Raw genomic sequence first — 18,309 nt, 5'->3', positions numbered from 1 at the left:
CTAGAATTAAAGAAATTCTGAAGTTCTTAGAAAACTGTAGCCTAGGTACTGCGCAGCAGCACCCGAGAGTATTATGCCACCACCTACCCGTGTTTCGCTGCGCTGCACCCAGGCTGCATGGAAATTTTAATTGATTATGAGTGGCCATAGGCACCTCGTAATTTAAATTGTTTCATAAAATGGCGCGCACGTCTTCCAGCAGTATCCATTGCTAAATAAATAACTGGGGTCGTGTATAGTGTTAATAACTGACTTACGATTAAGCCACCAACAATCGCGATTCCAAGCGGTCGGCGTAATTCAGAACCCACACCAAAACCGATGACCAAAGGCATAGCGCCCAATATAGCCGCCATAGTTGTCATCATAATTGGGCGGAAACGTAATAACGCCGCCTCAAAAATCGCTTCGCGCGGTGATTTATTTTCATTGCGCTCTGCGTCTAAAGCAAAATCTATCATCATAATGGCATTTTTTTTCACTATACCAATAAGAAGGATCATCCCGATAAGCGCAATAATACTTAAGTCTGATTTGAACAGCATTAAAGCGAGTAAAGCGCCGACACCTGCCGATGGTAAAGTCGATAAAATAGTGATTGGATGAATCAAGCTTTCATACAGCATTCCCAACACAATATAAACAGCGAAAATAGCACTCATAATCAAAAATTTTTCATTTGCAAAAGATTCCTGAAATGCTTGAGCTGTTCCCTGGAAGGAACCACGCATAGTTGGTGGTAAGTTCATATTATTAATAATTTTAGTCACCTTAGTCACCGCGTCACCTAACGAGGTTCCCGGGGCTAAATTAAATGAAAACGTTGCTGCAGGAGCCTGGCCTTGATGATTGACAGACAACAAAGTTGCTCCTTGTTTGAAACTTGCAAATGCAGATAAAGGTACTTCATTACCATCCGGTGAAATAACATAAATTTCATCCAACACTTCAGGATATTGCCAATATTTCTGTGCCACATTCATCACCACATAATATTGGTTCATGGGCATATACATCACTGAAATTTGGCTTTGCCCAAATGCGTTATAGAGCACCCTATCTATTTGTTCTGGCGTGAGACCAAAACGCGACGCAGTATCATGATCCACATCAACATATATCTGTAAGCCATGATTGAGCTGGTCATTGTTCAAATCAACAATGCCATGTAGCTTGGACAAATTTTCCATAATTCGCGGGGTCCAAGTCGCCAGATCCTTTAAGTTATCAGCAGACACTGTGTATTGAAATTGAGCAGCACTTTGTCTGCCACCCAGGGTCAAATCCTGCGCTGCCTGCATATAGAGTGTTGCACCAGAAATATGAGATAACTCGGATCGTAATCTATCCTTCACCTGATCAGTAGTCTCTTTAGTGAGTACAGAAGGCTTCATCATAATAAATACAGATCCAGTGTTTGCTGTATTATTACCAGGACCACTCCCTATAAAACCCGCAACATTTTCTACTGCCGGATCCTTACGTATTTCAGAAACAAATTGGATTAATTTTTTCTTCATTGCAGCAAATGAAATATTTTGATCAGCCTGTAATGAACCTGCAATTCTGCCTGTATTTTGTTGCGGGAAAAATCCTTTTGGAATAATAATAAATAAATAAGCCGTGAGTAAGATAGTGCCCAAAGTGAGAACAAGCATTAATATGGGATGGTGTAATGCCCAACGCAAACCCCTTGCATAGCGCATTCTAATGTACTCATTAAAGCGAATAAAAAAGTGCTCTTTTTTACCCTCATCTGAATCAAGCATTCGCGAACACATCATCGGTGTCAATGTTAATGAAACAATCATAGAGATCACGATTGCCACCGAAAGCGTCACCACAAATTCACGAAATAGGCGCCCAACTATTCCCCCCATGAACAAAATTGGAATAAATACTGCGACCAAAGAAATACTGATGGATAATACGGTAAAACTAATTTCCTTAGAGCCGTCTAAAGCTGCCTTAAAAGGTTTTTTACCCATGGCAATATGACGAGAAATATTTTCAAGTACAACTACAGCATCATCCACTACAAAGCCAGTTGAAATGGTTAATGCCATAAGGGATAAGTTATCCAGACTGTAGTTTAACAATTTCATAACAGCGAACGTGCCAAGTAACGATAATGGCACAGCAACTCCAGGAATCATCATGGCACGTATACTGCCAAGAAAGAAATAAGTAACAAAAATTACCAAACACATTGCAATAAGCAAGGTAAACTCCACATCATGCAAGGACGTGCGAATTGTTGTTGTTCTATCCATCAAAATTTTTAATTTAATGTCACTGGATAATGACGCTTCAAGTTGTGGCAGCATCGCTTTTATGTTGTCAACCGTTTTAATTATATTGCCACCTGGTTCTTTAAATAAAACCAGTAAAACTGCAGGTTGTCCATTAGCCAAACCTGCATTACGCACATCAGCAACTGAGTCAATCACATCAGCCACATCAGAAAGCCGCACCGGTTGATTGTTAAAATAACTAATAATCAGCGGGGCATATCCTGCGGCTTTGAGTATTTGATCATTACTTTTAATTGTTGATGTCAAACCACCCTGAAGCACTTGCCCTTTTGCTTGGTTTAGATTCGCAGCAGCAATAGCATTAGCGAGTTGCGTCAATCCTATTCCATAACTGTTTAACGCGGTTGGATTGATTTCAACACGAACAGCAGGCAAAGAGCTGCCACCAACGTTCACTTGCCCTACTCCCTCACTTCTCAGGATTTTTTGTTGTAAAAAGGTAGACGCTACATCATACAATTGTCCTGGAGTTTTTTTATCTGAAGTCAAAGCGATAATCATAATCGGCGCATCAGCAGGATTTACTTTGCGATACGTCGGGTTATTGGTCAAATTCGTAGGTAATTGGCTTAACGATGCGTTAATCGCTGCCTGTATGTCGCGCGCGGCGCCATCAATATCACGCGATAAATCAAATTGCACCGTTATAATAGACTGCCCTAAAGTACTTGATGACGTAAGCTGAGTAATCCCAGCAATAAGTCCGATTTGACGCTCTAAAGGAGCGGCTACAGAAGTAGCCATGACTTCAGGGCTTCCGCCTGGCAACTGTGCTTGAACTGTAATTGTAGGAAAATCAATTTGTGGTAAAGGAGCCACAGGTAAAAGATTAAATGCGAGAATGCCCGCAACACTTAGTCCGAATGCAAGTAATATTGTTCCTATAGGTTTATGAATAAATAATGAGGATAAATTCACCCGTTCCCCCTCACTTTATGGAGGTTATCACTGCGGTAACTCATTACCTTGCGCGATATTCTATCAAAAGTTAGATAGATAATTGGGGTTGTGTACAAAGTAACTAACTGACTCACGATTAGACCACCAATAATGGCAATACCTAATGGACGTCGTAACTCCCCTCCGATGCCATTACTAAACGCTAAAGGAATTGCTCCGAGCATTGAAGCCATAGTCGTCATCAAAATGGGTCTAAAACGTAATAATGCAGCTTCATAAATTGCATCTATGGGCTTTCTATTGTATTCACGCTCTTGCTCAAGCGCAAAGTCAATCATCATAATGGCATTTTTTAATACAATACCAATTAATAAAATAATGGCGATCAAAGCAATAATACTGAATTCATTATTTGTCAGATATAACGCCAATAAAGCGCCCATAGTCGCTGAAGGCAGCGTAGATAAAATAGTTAAGGGATGGATATAGCTTTCGTAAAGCACGCCCAATACAATGTATACCACTATAACTGCGGCAAGAATCAACCATCCCTCATTCGCGAGTGCATTTTGAAAGCTTTTTGCTGTTCCTTGAAATTCCGCAGTAATACTCAGCGGTAAATTAAGGTTGTCCCTCATCTCATCCATTTGTTGCACTGCCGCGCCCAATGATCCATTTTTAGCAAGGTTGAATGAAAGTGTTGCCGCTGGAAATTGGTCTTTATGTGCAATAACTAATGGCCCTACAGTTTGTTTGACACTCGCAAATGTCTTTATAGGAACTGAGCCACTCGAAGTAGTTATAGATGATGATACCGAACCCGGAGTAATCGTGGCACCTAATGAATTAACCGTCGGATAATTTATTCCAGGGCTAGAAGCATTCTTTATCGAAGAAATACTCGGAGTAGAATTATAGACAGTCGAATTGATATAAATATTATCAAAGGCGACTGCTTCCTTTTGTAACGAAGGCAAAACTTCTAATACAACCCGATATTGATTGCGCTGGGTAAACATAATCGATATTTGTCGCTGACCAAAAGAATCATAAAGCGTATCATCAATCATTTGCATGCTGATTCCAAGCCGATATGCCGTATCACGGTCCACATCCAATTCCGTAACCAAACCTAGATTTTGTTGATCTGAGTTGACGTCTTTCAGTGCAGGTAATTTTTGCATTCGTTTTAGAATTAATTTTGACCACTTGGTCACTTCATCAAGATCAGGCCCATTCACACTGTATTGAAACTCAGTACGACTCGTTAAAGTATCTATGGTTAAATCCTGAACTGGCTGCATATACAATCTGGCACCAACCACATTTCTAACCTTAGATTGCAATCGTCTTATCACCTCGTCTACGCCGGGTCGTTCATCAAAAGGTTTAAGATTAATAAGAATACGCCCACTATTTAAAGTAATATTTGTTCCATCAATTCCAATAAAGGAAGATAAGCTTTCTACAGCTGGATCAGAAAGTACCGCTTTTGCTAAAGCTTTCTGACGATTAGCCATTTCTTGAAATGAGACCGAGTCAGCTGCCACAGAAATGCCCTGGATCACCCCAGTATCTTGAATAGGGAAAAATCCTTTGGGAATAAGAAATAACAAAATCGCTGTAATGAGTACAGTAATAAAGAAAATCAATAAAATAAGCGGTTGGCGTGACAAAACCCATTGTAAAGAAATTTTATATTTTTCAATAAGATAATTTAGTTTGTGCTCAAGAGATTTTTGCAAATCATTACTTTTACTTTCACTTTCTGGCTTTAAAATGCGCGAACACAACATAGGTGTCAACGTTAAAGAAACGAACGCAGATATAGCAATCGTTATAGTTAACGTCAGTGCGAACTCTCGAAATAGCCTGCCGACCACATCGCCCATAAACAACAAAGGAATAAGTACCGCAATAAGTGATATAGATAAAGAAATAATAGTAAACCCAATTTGTTCTGCGCCTTTATGAGCAGCAACTAAAGGTTTTTCACCCAGTTCAATATAGCGCATGATGTTTTCGATCATCACAATCGCATCATCGACCACGAAACCTGCAGCAATAGTCAATCCCATTAAAGTAAGGTTGTTAAGGCTAAATCCGAGTAAGTACATTAGACCCAAAGTACCTACAAGTGCCAAAGGTACCGAAATACTGGGGATAATGGTTGCAGGTAATTTGCGTAAGAAAAGGAAAATCACCATAACCACTAATGCTACAGACAAAAGTAATTCGAATTGCACATTTGTTACCGATGCCTGAATGCTAATAGTACGATCCGTTAGGACCTTAATTTCCATTCCAGCAGGAATTGCAGACTTCATTTGATTTAATAATTTTTTGACCCGTTGTGCCACTTCAATCACATTGGCACCAGGCTGGCGTTGGACATTCACAATAATTGCAGGCTCATTATTCATCCATGCTTCTTGCATGCTATTTTCTGCACCATCTATGACATTAGCAACATCAGATAGACGGACTGGAGCACCATTCTGATAGGAAATGATCAGCGGACGGTACGCCTCTGCAGTCAATAATTGATCATTTGAATTAATGGTATACGCCAAACGAGGACCAGAAAAACTTCCTTTTGCTGTGTTCACGTTAGAAGCTGTAACAATCGCACGCACATCTTCTAGAGTTAATCCATAAGCGGATAATGCATTAGGATTCGCTTGAATGCGTACGGCAGGTCTATGCCCTCCTCCCAAACTCACTAATCCTACTCCGCTTAATTGAGAAATCTTGGGAACTAAGCGCGTCTCAGCATAATCTTCGACTTTTGTTAAAGGTATTGTCTTTGAAGTGAGCGCTAAAGTAATAATGGGTGTATCTGCTGGATTTACTTTGCTATAAACTGGGGGATTTGGTAAATCAGCAGGTAAATAACTACTCGCTGCGTTGATGGATTGTTGAACCTCTTGTTCAGCAACATCTAACGAGATATCCAGTTTAAACTGTAAGGTAATAATCGACGAGCCATATGAACTGTTTGAGGTCATTTGATCCAAACCTGGCATTTGTCCAAATTGTCGCTCAAGTGGTGCAGTAACCGTGGTACTCATCACATAGGGACTCGCCCCAGGATAAAACGTTGATACTTGAATTGTCGGATATTCCACATCAGGTAAAGCGGATACAGGCAAGAGTTTGTAAGAAAGAACTCCACTAAGAAAAATAGCGAACATTAACAGCGAAGTGGCTATAGCTCTTGCGATAAATGGGCCTGAAATACTCATGTGATAGTGCGCGCTCTCGATTCATTAGACCTTTTTCGAAACTCGACTGCAGTGGGCTTTGAAAGAGAGCTATTACCTGCATTTTGAACTGGCTTACTGGCAGGCTCTTTTTTGACCAGTACTGTTGAGCCATTTATTAATTTATCAGCACCATTTACTACCACTTTTTGGCCTGGTAACAAACCACTTTTGATTACAGAATACTCACCACTAGTAGGCCCCTTGACCACCTCTTGAGTGGTGACTGTATTGTTTGCATGAATCACATACACAAAATCTTTCGCAGTTGAATGTTGTATCGCCGCAGTGGGTACAACGGTCGCTTGGTGCAATATTTCAATTAAAATTTTTACATTCACAAATTGATTAGGAAATAATTTGTTTTTTTCATTATTAAAAATCCCTCTCAGCCTTACTGTTCCAGTAGTTGTGCTTATCTGGTTGTCCAAAGCCAATAATGTTCCTATTCCAAGTAAATTATTCTGTTGTCGATCATAAACTTTCACTTGCATCTCTTTGCCAGCATAGGCCTGTGGTGCAATTCGTGGTACATAATCTTCAGCAACAGGGAAAATGACGGTAATGGGATCATTGGTCGTGATCACTGCAATACCTTGGGTATTTGACGTTTGCACAAAATTACCGGGATCAACTAAGCGCAAACCAATCCGTCCATCTATTGGCGACGTAATATTACAGTAGATAAGATTGACTTTAGTGCTCTGAATCAGGCCCAAATCGGCTTTAACATTACCTTCATATTGTTCTACCAATGATTGCTGCGTTGCGAGGGTTTGTTGAGAAATAGAATCTTCTTTCCATAATTTTTGATAACGTTTTAAGTCAATTCGTGCATTAGCCAACAGCGCTGAATCTCGTTTAAGATCGCCTTCATATTGGATAAGTAATGCTTCATAAGGGCGCTGATCAATTTGCGCAAGTAGCTGTCCTTTTTTGACCAATTGCCCTTCCTTAAAAAGAACTTTCATTAATAAGCCATTGATTTGAGTTTGCACCGTCACAGTATAAACTGGTGTTACTGTACCGAGTGCTGGAGCATAAATAGGTACATCACGACTAGCAGAAATGTCTGCAACAACAGGGATAGGTTTTGGCGCTGTATTTTTTGTTTTTTTAGTGACAATATAAAGCCATAGCGCTGCAACCAAAGCAATACAGATAATGAGCAGCCCTAACCAATTGTCTGCTGGGTAACGCTCGCGCCAACGTTTAGAAATCACCGTTTTATTTTTCTTAGTAGGTGACCTTTCTCCTTCCATAAAAACTACGTTCCTTGAGCCAACATAAAGAAATTCATCATAGCGAATTTTCATGAGGGTAGCAAAAAAATCTAGCTGGAAGCACGTCAATCGTATTTGCACACCAAAACACAGCCAACTTGCTCAAGAAAAAAACCAAAATTAACACTATACTAATTAAAAATACTTCTTTTTACGGTCATATTTCGCTCAGGAGACAATATGGAAATAAAAACCTTTCAATTCCTTATGAATAAAGGATGGAGCTTGAAAGAATTTCCAGACCTTGACTCAGAGAGCACTTTAGTTCTTATTTTTGCAGCTCCAGAATTCTTGGATTTTCAAGAGCCTATAATTCAATTAGCTAACTTTTATCCCAAATCAAAAGTCATAGGCTGCTCCACTGCGGGTGAAATTTTTGGTAAGAATCTTTTCGACCACAGTATTACAGTTGCTGTCATCAAATTCGCCAAAACATCATTAAAAATTGCCAAAGCAGAGGTAAATCACAATAAAAACTCTAAAAATACGGGGCAATTAATTGCTGAGCAATTAAAAGCAGATGATCTACACAGCATCTTTATCTTATCTGACGGACTGAATGTGAATGGCTCTGAATTAGTACAAGGATTAAATAGCGTAAATAATACTCATAAGCTTGTTATGACCGGTGGATTAGCTGGTGATGGCAGCGACTTCAAAAAAACATGGACCGTTTTAAACAATAAAATTCTTGATCATTATGTCGTAGCCGTAGGTTTTTATGGTTCTGATATTCATATTGGCCATGCCTCTAAAGGAGGATGGGATATTTTTGGTCCAGTTCGCCGGGTTACACGTTCAGAATCTAATGTTTTATATGAGCTTGATTATCAACCTGCTTTACAACTTTATAAAGAATACTTGGGCGAAAAAGCATCTGAATTACCCTCTTCAGGATTGCTTTATCCTTTAGCAATCAATAATCCTGAAGCTCATAATGACACTCGCTTGGTTCGTACAATTCTTGCCGTGGATGAGAGAGAACAATCTCTGGTATTTGCAGGAGATATTCCAACAGGATGGCATGCTCAATTGATGAGGGCCAATTTTGATCGATTAATTGATAGTGCTAATGAAGCAGCTCTTCTAGCAAATCAATTAATGCTGAACGGTAACTTAAAACAATTGGGTCCTGTTTTAGCTATTGACATCAGTTGCGTGGGAAGACGACTGCTTTTAGGTGAACGAACAGAAGAAGAAATCGAATCAACGATGTCGGCTTTGCCTGAGGGTTCGACCCAGATAGGCTTTTATTCATATGGGGAACTATCACCATTTTCTGTTGGAAATTGCGAATTACATAATCAAACAATGACGATTACAACAATTTACGAAACATAATAAAACATAACTATGAGTGATATGGAAATTCATAAATTATTAAAGCGACAGCTAGAGCACTCAAACCTTGCTCAAGATAAAAAACCAGAAACTGATGAGCAGTGGCATACTTTTATTCAACGCGTCAACAACGCATACATAGACGCGGATCAAGAACGTTATTTGCACGAGCGCAGTATGAATATTTCCTCCCGAGAAATGATGGGCCTGAATGAAAAACTTGAATATGCTCAACATATTGCAGGCTTAGGATATTGGTCCTATGATGGCAATATTCAGCGCACTATCTGGTCCAATGAATTATTCAATATATTCCATTTAAATCCTACTCATAAAGCTCCTTCACTCGATGAGTTTATCGATTTGGTCCATGAACAGGACAGATTTGATTTGACACACAAAGTAAAACGCGCACTTAACGATAAAATCGATTATGAATGTGAACTGCGTATAAAAAACCCTGACGGAAATTACCATTGGTATCGCATAATTTGTCAGTGTCAGGAAGGGGAAAAACAGCTTGCTGGAATCGTCATTGATATCCATAAAAGTAAAGTTTTTGAAGAAAAAATTAAAGAATTAAATCAACAAATATCGTCTGCTGCCCGCCGCGCAGGAATGGCGGAAGTGGCAACGACTATTTTGCACAATATCGGTAATATTTTAAACAGTTCTAATGTTTCAATCACCCTTTTAAAAAACAGTTTTAATCTCGATTATCATCAAAAGTTATTGAAAATTACGGAGATGATGGAGCAACATCAAATCGATTTAATCGATTTTTTAACCCATGATCCCAAGGGGCAAATCATACCTCGATACCTGCTCGCACTTGCCAAAGTTATCGTAGAAGAAAATGAAAAAAATAATATTGAAATAGATAATCTACAGAATGACTTACAGCATATAGGTCAAATAGTTGATACGCAAAAACCAATTAGCGGTCTATCAAGTATGAATGAAAAAGTCTACTTGCCGGAAATACTTGATACCGCGGTAAACATTACCATGACCTCCTCAAAAAATGCTCATATTACGATTACTAAAGAGTTTAAACCAGTACCGTTGGTTCATATAGATAAATCCAAGCTACTGCAAATATTGATCAATCTCATTCAAAATGCCAAAGAATCAGTTTTAGAAAACACTGCGTCTACTATTAAAGAAATCAAATTAATCATACAAAAAACAGGAAAAAACTCAGTGAACATTTTTGTCGAAGATAATGGGATTGGCATTAATACGGAAAACTTACAACGTATCTTCGCTTTCGGATTCACTACAAAAAAAAATGGCCATGGTTTTGGCTTGCACAGTTCCGCCTTGTCAGCTCGAGAAATGGGTGGCTCTCTTATCGCTGAAAGCAAAGGTGAGGGACTTGGTGCTCAATTTATATTGACTTTACCTATTATCAATAGAACAGGGAGGCCCTGATGAGTGATATACCACTACATATTATGATTATTGATGATAATCCTTCAATACATCAGGACTTTATTAAAGTTTTGACTGCATCAAACACTACGTCAGAATTAAACCATTTAGACAGACAATTATTTGATGATGAGCTCTCTTTACTTGAACCAACTAGTCCCGAGATAGAATTCTTTTTGCCCAAATTTATATTTACTACAGCATGCCAAGGCCAAGAAGCGATTCAAAAAATTCGCGAAGAGTTAGAGAAAGGAATACATTATGCTTTAGCCTTTGTCGATATAAGAATGCCTCCAGGATGGGATGGTATTGAAACAATAAAACACATGTGGAAGATTGATCCTGATATCCAGGTCGTCATTTGCACTGCATATTCTGATTACAGTTGGGAGGAAACAGTAAAAGAATTAGGTATGGGAGATAATTATCTTATTTTGAAAAAACCTTTTGACGTGGTCGCAGTAAGACAACTTGCCTGTGCGCTAACGAGAAAATGGATTTTGGCCAATGATTCCAAGCATCATCAAAAGATACTGCAAGAAACTGTTGAGGAGCGCACAGAATCATTACAACAATCATTATCCCTCTTAAGGTCAACATTTGAATCATCTGCTGATGGAATTTTAGTGATCGATTTACATAACAAGATCATTGACTGTAATTCAAAATTTGCCTCCATGTGGAATATCCCCAAGTCTATATTAGAGACAGATAATGGAAATATTATTTTGTATTACATGCTCAATCAGCTCGCTAAACCCAGAGAGTATTTAGCGGGTATAAATCGTCTCAGGAAAAATATTGATGAAATCACTCGCGATATTGTGACGTTTAAGAATGGTAAAATATTGGAATGCTATACGCTTCCTCATCGTTTGAATGAGCATACGATCGGCCGTGTTTGGAGTTTTCGTGATATAACGGAACGGGCAAACCTTGAAAAACAACTTAAATATCAAGCCTTACATGATCCATTAACCGAGTTACCTAATCGAGCATTGTTAATTGACAAAATACAAGCCGGAATTGAGTATGCAAAAAAACATAAACAACAATTTGCACTTCTGTATTTTGATTTAGATCGATTTAAATTAGTGAATGACAGCTTGTCACATGAAGTTGGTGATCAATTATTACGTTTAGTTGCACAACGCTGGTCACCTTTAATTCGCAAAGAAGATACTATCGCTCGAATTGGAGGTGATGAATTTGTCATGACCTGCCACATAACCCAAAATGAAGACATTAAAGTTATTGCCAATAAAATTTTAGACGCCATGAAAGAGCCATTCAAAATTGCAAATCGGGATTTAGTGATTACTACAGCAGTAGGAATAAGTCTCTATCCACAAGATGGGAGTACTCCCAGTGATTTGTTAAAAAACTCTGATTTAGCCATGTATCAGGCTAAAGAACGTGGGGGCAATCAATACTGCTTTTACTCGCCCCAATTGCATGAATATTCTGATAAATGCTTTAAACTCGAGTCGGATTTACGCAGGGCCATTAAAAACAAAGAGTTTTTCCTGTTATACCAACCACAATTCAACATTGATAAGGAAGACTTATTGTCCGTTGAAGCCTTAATTCGCTGGAATCACCCAGAAAAAGGATTATTACTGCCTCTAGACTTCATTCCCTTAGCAGAAGAAACGGGTTTAATTATACCTATGGGTGAATGGATTATTAGCGAGGTTTGTCAACAAATAAAAGCTTGGCATAAAAAAGGACTACCTTATATTCGGGTGGCTATAAATATTACTACTCGTCAGTTACGACAACCCGATTTTATTTATGTTGTCGAAAAAATTTTAAAAGAGCATCTGCTTGATCCGCAACATATAGAATTTGAAATTTCCGAAAACGTGATTATAACGCATAGGGATATCATACAAACCCTCAATCAGCTTAAGCAAATAGGCATCCGCATTGCTTTAGATGATTTTGGGGCAGGAAATTCCAGCATCAATTTTCTGAAACAACTGCACATCGATTGCCTAAAAATAGACCAATCCTTTATTCAAAATATATCCTCCTCTCGTAGTGATGAAGTCATTATTGAAGCAATCATTTCTATGGCGCGCAGCTTTAATTTTAAAGTTCTTGCTGAAGGGGTAGAAAGTCAGAAGCAGCTGGATTTTTTAAAACAACAACACTGTGACGAAGTACAGGGATTTCTTTTCAGCAAGCCATTGACACCACGTGGGATTGAACAGCTTTTAAAGCATCGCCATTAATCCTACCGTCTATCGGGCTTGAGGATGGGCTAGACGTTGTGCCTAAGACAAGAATTAAATAAGGCTTATTCGTCCAGCTAGTTAATTGATTTAAAAATGAATTTTTTCAGAGACAATAAAAAATGCATATACGGCCGTATTTACAATAGACGCTACGCTGTAGCCTGGGTGTAGGCAAAGCCGTAATCGGGGTTGCAAATAAAAAATCAGGTACTTTTATCCCAGGTTCCACTTCGCTGCACACAGGCTACAGTTTAGGAGGCGAACGATAGGGAGCAATTTATGAACTGGAAAGGATGACGTGATAGCCTCCTCTTTTAAACCATATCTAATCGTCTTAATTCCCGGTCTTCTAACCGTTTTTCAGAAAATTCCATATATGATTTGTTGAGACCAAAAAAGGCTCCCGCACATCCCCCAACAATAGCAGAGTAAATGGGAATCATTTCCGACATAGGAGGGGTATGTTTTGTGAAAGCAGAATGGCGTGAAAACTTTAGAAATTGTTCATCATCAGGAACGTGTTGACCATCAAGATTAACCACTTCTGGATTTTCTGCAGCAAATCTTTTCAATGCTTCTGAAAATAAAAAACTACTACCAAAACCAAACAAAGCACCGTAAAAACCATATTTCACCGTATTTAATGCAACACGAGGCATATAGCGTATCAAAAACAGAAAATCAGCAGTCCTCTTATTGTCTCTCGCATTTATAATTGGCATAATAAAAAACAAAGTAACAAAAATTATGCCAATTATATTTCCTTAAAAATTTATTGTCAAAATGACTTAATGGAAATCGAGGTGATCAGACATAAATCCCTATGAATAACAAACACCCACTTCGGGTCTAAGTTTCTTCCAATAATTTAAAGGAGAATGATCTGGTGTTGCCATTTTATCAGCAGGAAGATAGAACGTTTGTTCTAACAAGTGTTGGCCACTCAATGCAGCATGTGACACATGATCTGTAAAAACTATCCAAGTACTTTTGGCTGGAAAATCAATTTGTACCTTTTCAACCTGCGCCTGATACACATCATCCAACTTCATCGTGTCATGTAAATGCAACATGTAATGGTCATAAGGTGAACGCAAAGTTTTCGTTGCTTTGACCAGTTTCAGCATTTTTGCTTTTATTTTATTGTAAGGAGTGATTTGGGGGGCAAAACGATGAAGAACATCAGCAAATGGCTCCCCAAGATTCCATACTCGCGGTTCACTATGAGGATTTATATTGCAAAAAACACGCAAGATTCTCAAGCCATGGACCGGGCTTGCTGCAAAAGAATCAACATGCAAACGAGTATCATCCTTTCGTTTTGAGGAACGACGTCCATCAATTTGCGCAGGTCTGAAACTGGTCCTGCCCCATTGCAAATGAGGAATATAAGAAGGCAGAGTCCTCTGAATTAATTGATGAGCAAATTCTGCATAACCATGCATCATCGCAGTAAGCTTAATATCCAAACCACTCGTGTCTTTTTTATAAGCACTCAGCTTTTTATTCCGAATATCATAACTGACATTTTTTCGACTGCCATCTAAAAGATTTTCTGAGAGTAGCTCAGGATCAACAGAAGAGAAAAAATATTCTGGGAAAAATAAGACTTTACCTTCCTCCAATTGGTCAGTACTCTTTTGCTGATCAATTTGCTCTATATTTTGTGTGAATAAATAAGAATTCATTCTTTTATCCTAAATAATATGTCGAACTCACGTTAATGTAGTAAAAATTTAATGCCATATCGCATATAATCGCAAAATACAATTTTTACTTTTTGCTGGATCATATCATGTCACTTTGCCCTTGTGGATCTCAAAATACATATGAGCTTTGCTGCGGTTTATTTTTGGATAAAAAGCAATTGCCGGAAACCCCAGAACAATTGATGCGCTCACGATATACTGCATACACTATGGGAAAAATTGATTACATCAAAAATACAATGAAAGGCAAAGCCTTAGTAGGTTTTAATGAACTCGAAGCCGCGCAATGGGCAAGCAGTGTGACCTGGATTAATTTAGAGGTCATAAACTCAAGTATGTCTGGTCCTGATAAAGGATTTGTCGAATTTGCCGCGCGTTTTTCGGAACAAAACAAAGTACAAATGATACATGAGTTAAGTGAATTTCATAAAGAGCATGGTCAGTGGTTTTATGTTAGTGGTGTACATAAGCAGGGTTTAAATAAGATCAGTAAACCAAAAGTTGCTCGTAATGCCCCCTGCCCTTGTGGTAGTGGGAAAAAATTTAAAAATTGTCATGCAAAGTAATGTGGGTTCAATATAAAAGACATAAAATACCTTTTATGTCACTAAACAAACCTTATCCCGTAAGAAGGCAAGGATGTAAAGCATGTGTACGGGATCCAATTCGATAGTCCAGTTTGACATACGTTTTAATGTCAAACACATACAAATACAGAGTTAAATTATGAATGGTCACTTATTGCTTAATATCTTTATCTTTCTTGCTTCTGCCAGCATTATGGTTCCTATTGCCAGTCGCTTCAAACTAGGGTCAGTCCTGGGTTATCTTATCGTAGGTATTCTTATCGGTCCTTTTGGTTTCAAACTGATTGGAAACGCACAACAAATCATGAATTTTGGTGAGTTTGGTGTGATCATGATGCTATTTCTCATCGGTCTAGAGTTAGAACCCGCTATGTTGTGGAAATTGCGCAAACTGATTATAGGTTTAGGCAATCTACAAGTACTCTTAACTACCATTATTTTAACGGCCATTGGACTGATGCTCGGTTATAATTGGCAAGCAACTCTAGCAGTAAGTATGGCGTTGGCCCTTTCATCAACAGCCTTAGTACTGCAAATGCTCCAAGAAAAAAATCTTCTGAAAACAGCAGAGGGTGAAGCATCATTTGCTGTACTTTTATTTCAAGATATCGCCGTAATCCCCATATTAATTATCATTCCATTACTCGCCCAACATGAAAATATTCAAATGAATCCTCATGAAACTGCATTCATTATGCATCTTCCCAGATGGCTACATGCGCTTTTAGTTGCTGGAATCATCGGAATCGTCATTTTCGTGGGGCGTTATTTATCTAGATATTTATTTTCAATTATTGCCAAAACCAATTTACGTGAAGTATTCACTGCCTTTTCACTTGCTTTGGTAGTTGGTGTCACTCTATTAATGGAGTCTATCGGTGTATCCCCTGCTCTAGGTGCATTTATTGCCGGAGTTGTATTAGCAAACTCCGAATACAAACACGCAGTTGATGCAGACATTCAACCATTCAAAGGACTTCTACTTGGGTTGTTTTTTATCTCAGTAGGAATGGCAATGAATTTCTCTCTTTTTTCTCATCATGCGATACTCATTGTGGCCGCCGTATTTTCCTTAATTATTGTCAAGGCAATTATTTTATATTTTCTGGGCCACATCTTTGATTTAAGCAAACTACAAAGCATCGGTTTTGCTTTTGCTTTAGCACAAGGGAGTGAGTTTGCCTTCGTGCTCTTTGACTATGCTGGAAGTACTAAAGTAATTAATCAGGAAACGGCCTCCTTTTTTACTCTTGTTGTTGCATTATCTATGCTTGCCACCCCCTTTTTAATGCTTATCTATCATCGATTGATCATTCCTCAATTTATGAGCTTTATACCCGAACGCGAGTATGATTCCTTTAACGAAAAAAATGGAATCATTCTTGCTGGTTACGGGCGTTTCGGCCAAATTATTGGTCGCTTACTCAACGGTGAAAATATAAAAATTACCGTATTGGAAAAAAATCCAGGACAAATCGAGCTACTTAGGAAATTTGGTTATATTGGCTATTTTGGAGATGCCAGTCGATTAGACCTGTTAAAGAGCGCCGGTGCTGAACATGCCAAATTGCTCATAGTCGCGGTTGGAAATGTCGATGCAAATCTACAGATTGTGAAGCTCGCCAAACAACACTTCCCCCACTTAAAAATTTTTGTTCGCGCACGTAACCGTCGTCATGCTTATGAGCTACATCGCATAGGCGTGGATTATTTCATTCGAGAATTATTTGATTCCTCCTTATCTATGACTAAAGAAGTCATGAGGTTTCTAGGATACAACAATGAAAATATTCGCAAAAAAGCATCCGCGTTCAGAAAACATGATGAGGCCACGTTAATCCAATCTTTTGATTTTTTTGATGAAGAAAGTGAGCTCATCAATTTTTCACGTCAAGCGAAAGGAGAGTTGGAGCGTATTCTTCAATCGAGTTAAAAATTGCACACACTTGCTTATAATAAAAACATATTTATTGCAGCCCGGGTGAGTAAAGCCCAGGCTACCACATGACTTAGAGGAGTATTAACGACTCATGATCAATCTTCAAATTCCTTTAGAAACCTTTCTTAGAGAGTATTGGCAAAAAAAACCTTTAGTAATTCGCAATGCATTGCCCAATTTTGCGCCTCAATTATCTGCTGATGAGTTAGCTGGGCTTGCTCTTGAAGAGGATGTCGAAAGTCGTATTGTCTTTGAAACACCCCATGAACAACCCTTTTGGCATTTAAAGCGTGGGCCATTTTCTGAAACAGATTTTAATACCCTGCCCACAACCCATTGGACTTTACTCGTTCAGGGAGTGGATAGATTGGTTCCTGAGGTTTATGCCTTACTTAAACATTTTGATTTCATACCGCAATGGCGGATTGACGACATCATGATCAGTTATGCAGTAATGCATGGCAGCGTTGGGCCGCATTACGATAATTATGACGTTTTTTTATACCAGGCTCAGGGGCGACGTGAATGGTCACTCACGACGAAAGGTTGTACTAATGAAAATTACATTACAGATCTTGAACTGCGTATCATGAATCAATTTGACGTTGAAGAGCGTCTAATTCTTGAAGAAGGAGATATGTTATACCTTCCGCCACATGTAGGTCACTACGGGATTTCACTTTCTGAAGACTGCATGACCTATTCCTTTGGCTATCGGAGTTATCAAGGGCAAGAGTTGTTAGATAGTCTTAGTGATTATTTAGCTGAAAAAGGCACATTCAAAACATTATATCAGGATCCCGACTGGACACAGTCACATCAGACCTCTGAGATCATTCGCCCTGCGTGGCAAAGTGCGCAGCAACTGCTACAACAATTAATTAGCGATGAGAAGACAATCAAATCCTGGTTTGGGTGTTTTGCAACACGATTAGATCAACAGGCAGAACATCAATTACCTTTGCCCTTAGAAGAAAATGAGATAATTGATTTATCTACTTTTATTAATGAAATAAAAACAGGGACCGATCTTACTAGAGACGCATCTTGTCGTTTTGCTTATCAAACTTCAGACGAGTACTCTGAATATCAACTCTATGTTAATGGCTGTGAATGGGATATAGCAGGAGTTTCCCATGATTTAGTCCACTACATCGCCAATAATCGGTACTTATCCCATCAATTGCTTACTGCTTATTTAAATACTACACAAAATCAAATATTTATTTATAATTTATGGAAATTGCAATGGTTATACATCGCAGAAAACTAGACAAGATAATGTGTGCAAAACTACT

General features: G+C 38.6%; 11 protein-coding genes. 6 read left to right on the top strand and 5 right to left on the bottom strand.

From position 1 onward, the window contains the following. Nucleotides 1-134 precede the first annotated feature (134 nt). Genes Lste_RS05295 through Lste_RS05285 form a run of 3 tightly spaced genes read right to left on the bottom strand, consistent with a single transcriptional unit; the run spans nucleotide 135 to nucleotide 7,740 of the window. Complete coding sequence (locus Lste_RS05295; RefSeq protein WP_058510031.1) at nucleotides 135-3,233, bottom strand: efflux RND transporter permease subunit; 3,099 nt, start codon at nucleotides 3,231-3,233, stop codon at nucleotides 135-137. Continuing rightward, nucleotides 3,230-6,460, bottom strand: coding sequence for an efflux RND transporter permease subunit (locus Lste_RS05290; protein WP_058510030.1), 3,231 nt, complete (start codon nucleotides 6,458-6,460; stop codon nucleotides 3,230-3,232). Before Lste_RS05290 ends, Lste_RS05295 begins: the two co-directional genes overlap by 4 nt. Then, entirely contained in the window at nucleotides 6,457-7,740 is a 1,284-nt protein-coding gene (locus Lste_RS05285; RefSeq protein WP_058510029.1) for an efflux RND transporter periplasmic adaptor subunit, read from the bottom strand. The genes Lste_RS05290 and Lste_RS05285 overlap by 4 nt, the downstream gene beginning before the upstream one ends. Nucleotides 7,741-7,941: 201 nt before the next feature. On the opposite strand from Lste_RS05285, the gene Lste_RS05280 reads away from it, so the two are divergent. Genes Lste_RS05280 through Lste_RS05270 form a run of 3 tightly spaced genes read left to right on the top strand, consistent with a single transcriptional unit; the run spans nucleotide 7,942 to nucleotide 12,773 of the window. After that, complete coding sequence (locus Lste_RS05280) at nucleotides 7,942-9,102, top strand: FIST signal transduction protein (protein WP_058510028.1); 1,161 nt, start codon at nucleotides 7,942-7,944, stop codon at nucleotides 9,100-9,102. A 21-nt stretch (nucleotides 9,103-9,123) separates the two neighbouring features. Then, complete coding sequence (locus Lste_RS05275) at nucleotides 9,124-10,536, top strand: sensor histidine kinase (protein ID WP_058510027.1); 1,413 nt, start codon at nucleotides 9,124-9,126, stop codon at nucleotides 10,534-10,536. After that, a complete protein-coding gene (locus Lste_RS05270) occupies nucleotides 10,536-12,773 on the top strand; it encodes an EAL domain-containing protein (protein WP_058510026.1) in 2,238 nt (745 codons plus the stop codon). The genes Lste_RS05275 and Lste_RS05270 overlap by 1 nt, the downstream gene beginning before the upstream one ends. A gap of 317 nt (nucleotides 12,774-13,090) precedes the next feature. Here Lste_RS05270 and Lste_RS05265 read toward each other — a convergent pair whose 3' ends face one another. Beyond that, on the bottom strand, nucleotides 13,091-13,498 hold the full coding sequence (locus Lste_RS05265; protein WP_058511653.1) for a hypothetical protein: 408 nt from the start codon (nucleotides 13,496-13,498) through the stop codon (nucleotides 13,091-13,093). A gap of 99 nt (nucleotides 13,499-13,597) precedes the next feature. Continuing rightward, entirely contained in the window at nucleotides 13,598-14,464 is an 867-nt protein-coding gene (locus tag Lste_RS05260) for a Kdo hydroxylase KdoO (RefSeq protein ID WP_058510025.1), read from the bottom strand. Nucleotides 14,465-14,571: 107 nt separating this feature from the next. On the opposite strand from Lste_RS05260, the gene Lste_RS05255 reads away from it, so the two are divergent. From Lste_RS05255 to Lste_RS05245, 3 genes are all read left to right on the top strand, one after another. Beyond that, a complete protein-coding gene (locus tag Lste_RS05255; protein ID WP_058510024.1) occupies nucleotides 14,572-15,051 on the top strand; it encodes a YchJ family protein in 480 nt (159 codons plus the stop codon). A 160-nt stretch (nucleotides 15,052-15,211) separates the two neighbouring features. Further along, nucleotides 15,212-17,005, top strand: coding sequence for a monovalent cation:proton antiporter-2 (CPA2) family protein (locus Lste_RS05250; RefSeq protein ID WP_058510023.1), 1,794 nt, complete (start codon nucleotides 15,212-15,214; stop codon nucleotides 17,003-17,005). A 97-nt stretch (nucleotides 17,006-17,102) separates the two neighbouring features. Beyond that, nucleotides 17,103-18,284, top strand: a complete 1,182-nt coding sequence (locus Lste_RS05245; RefSeq protein WP_058510022.1) for a JmjC domain-containing protein — start codon at nucleotides 17,103-17,105, stop codon at nucleotides 18,282-18,284. Nucleotides 18,285-18,309 lie beyond the last annotated feature (25 nt).

It is taken from the genome of Legionella steelei (genome assembly GCF_001468005.1).
In the GTDB taxonomy this organism is placed as follows: domain Bacteria; phylum Pseudomonadota; class Gammaproteobacteria; order Legionellales; family Legionellaceae; genus Legionella; species Legionella steelei.
The sequence above is the reverse complement of the archived record's forward strand: the minus strand, read 5'-3'. Positions and strand labels throughout refer to the sequence as shown.

Excerpts from the sequence above, each read along its gene's own strand:
- Lste_RS05270 (WP_058510026.1), top strand. The coding sequence starts at position 10,536 with ATGAGTGATATACCACTACATATTATGATTATTGATGATAATCCTTCA.
- Lste_RS05260 (WP_058510025.1), bottom strand. The coding sequence starts at position 14,464 with ATGAATTCTTATTTATTCACACAAAATATAGAGCAAATTGATCAGCAA.
- Lste_RS05285 (WP_058510029.1), bottom strand. The coding sequence starts at position 7,740 with ATGGAAGGAGAAAGGTCACCTACTAAGAAAAATAAAACGGTGATTTCT.
- Lste_RS05275 (WP_058510027.1), top strand. The coding sequence starts at position 9,124 with ATGGAAATTCATAAATTATTAAAGCGACAGCTAGAGCACTCAAACCTT.
- Lste_RS05250 (WP_058510023.1), top strand. The coding sequence starts at position 15,212 with ATGAATGGTCACTTATTGCTTAATATCTTTATCTTTCTTGCTTCTGCC.
- Lste_RS05255 (WP_058510024.1), top strand. The coding sequence starts at position 14,572 with ATGTCACTTTGCCCTTGTGGATCTCAAAATACATATGAGCTTTGCTGC.
- Lste_RS05280 (WP_058510028.1), top strand. The coding sequence starts at position 7,942 with ATGGAAATAAAAACCTTTCAATTCCTTATGAATAAAGGATGGAGCTTG.
- Lste_RS05265 (WP_058511653.1), bottom strand. The coding sequence starts at position 13,498 with ATGCCAATTATAAATGCGAGAGACAATAAGAGGACTGCTGATTTTCTG.
- Lste_RS05245 (WP_058510022.1), top strand. The coding sequence starts at position 17,103 with ATGATCAATCTTCAAATTCCTTTAGAAACCTTTCTTAGAGAGTATTGG.
- Lste_RS05290 (WP_058510030.1), bottom strand. The coding sequence starts at position 6,460 with ATGAGTATTTCAGGCCCATTTATCGCAAGAGCTATAGCCACTTCGCTG.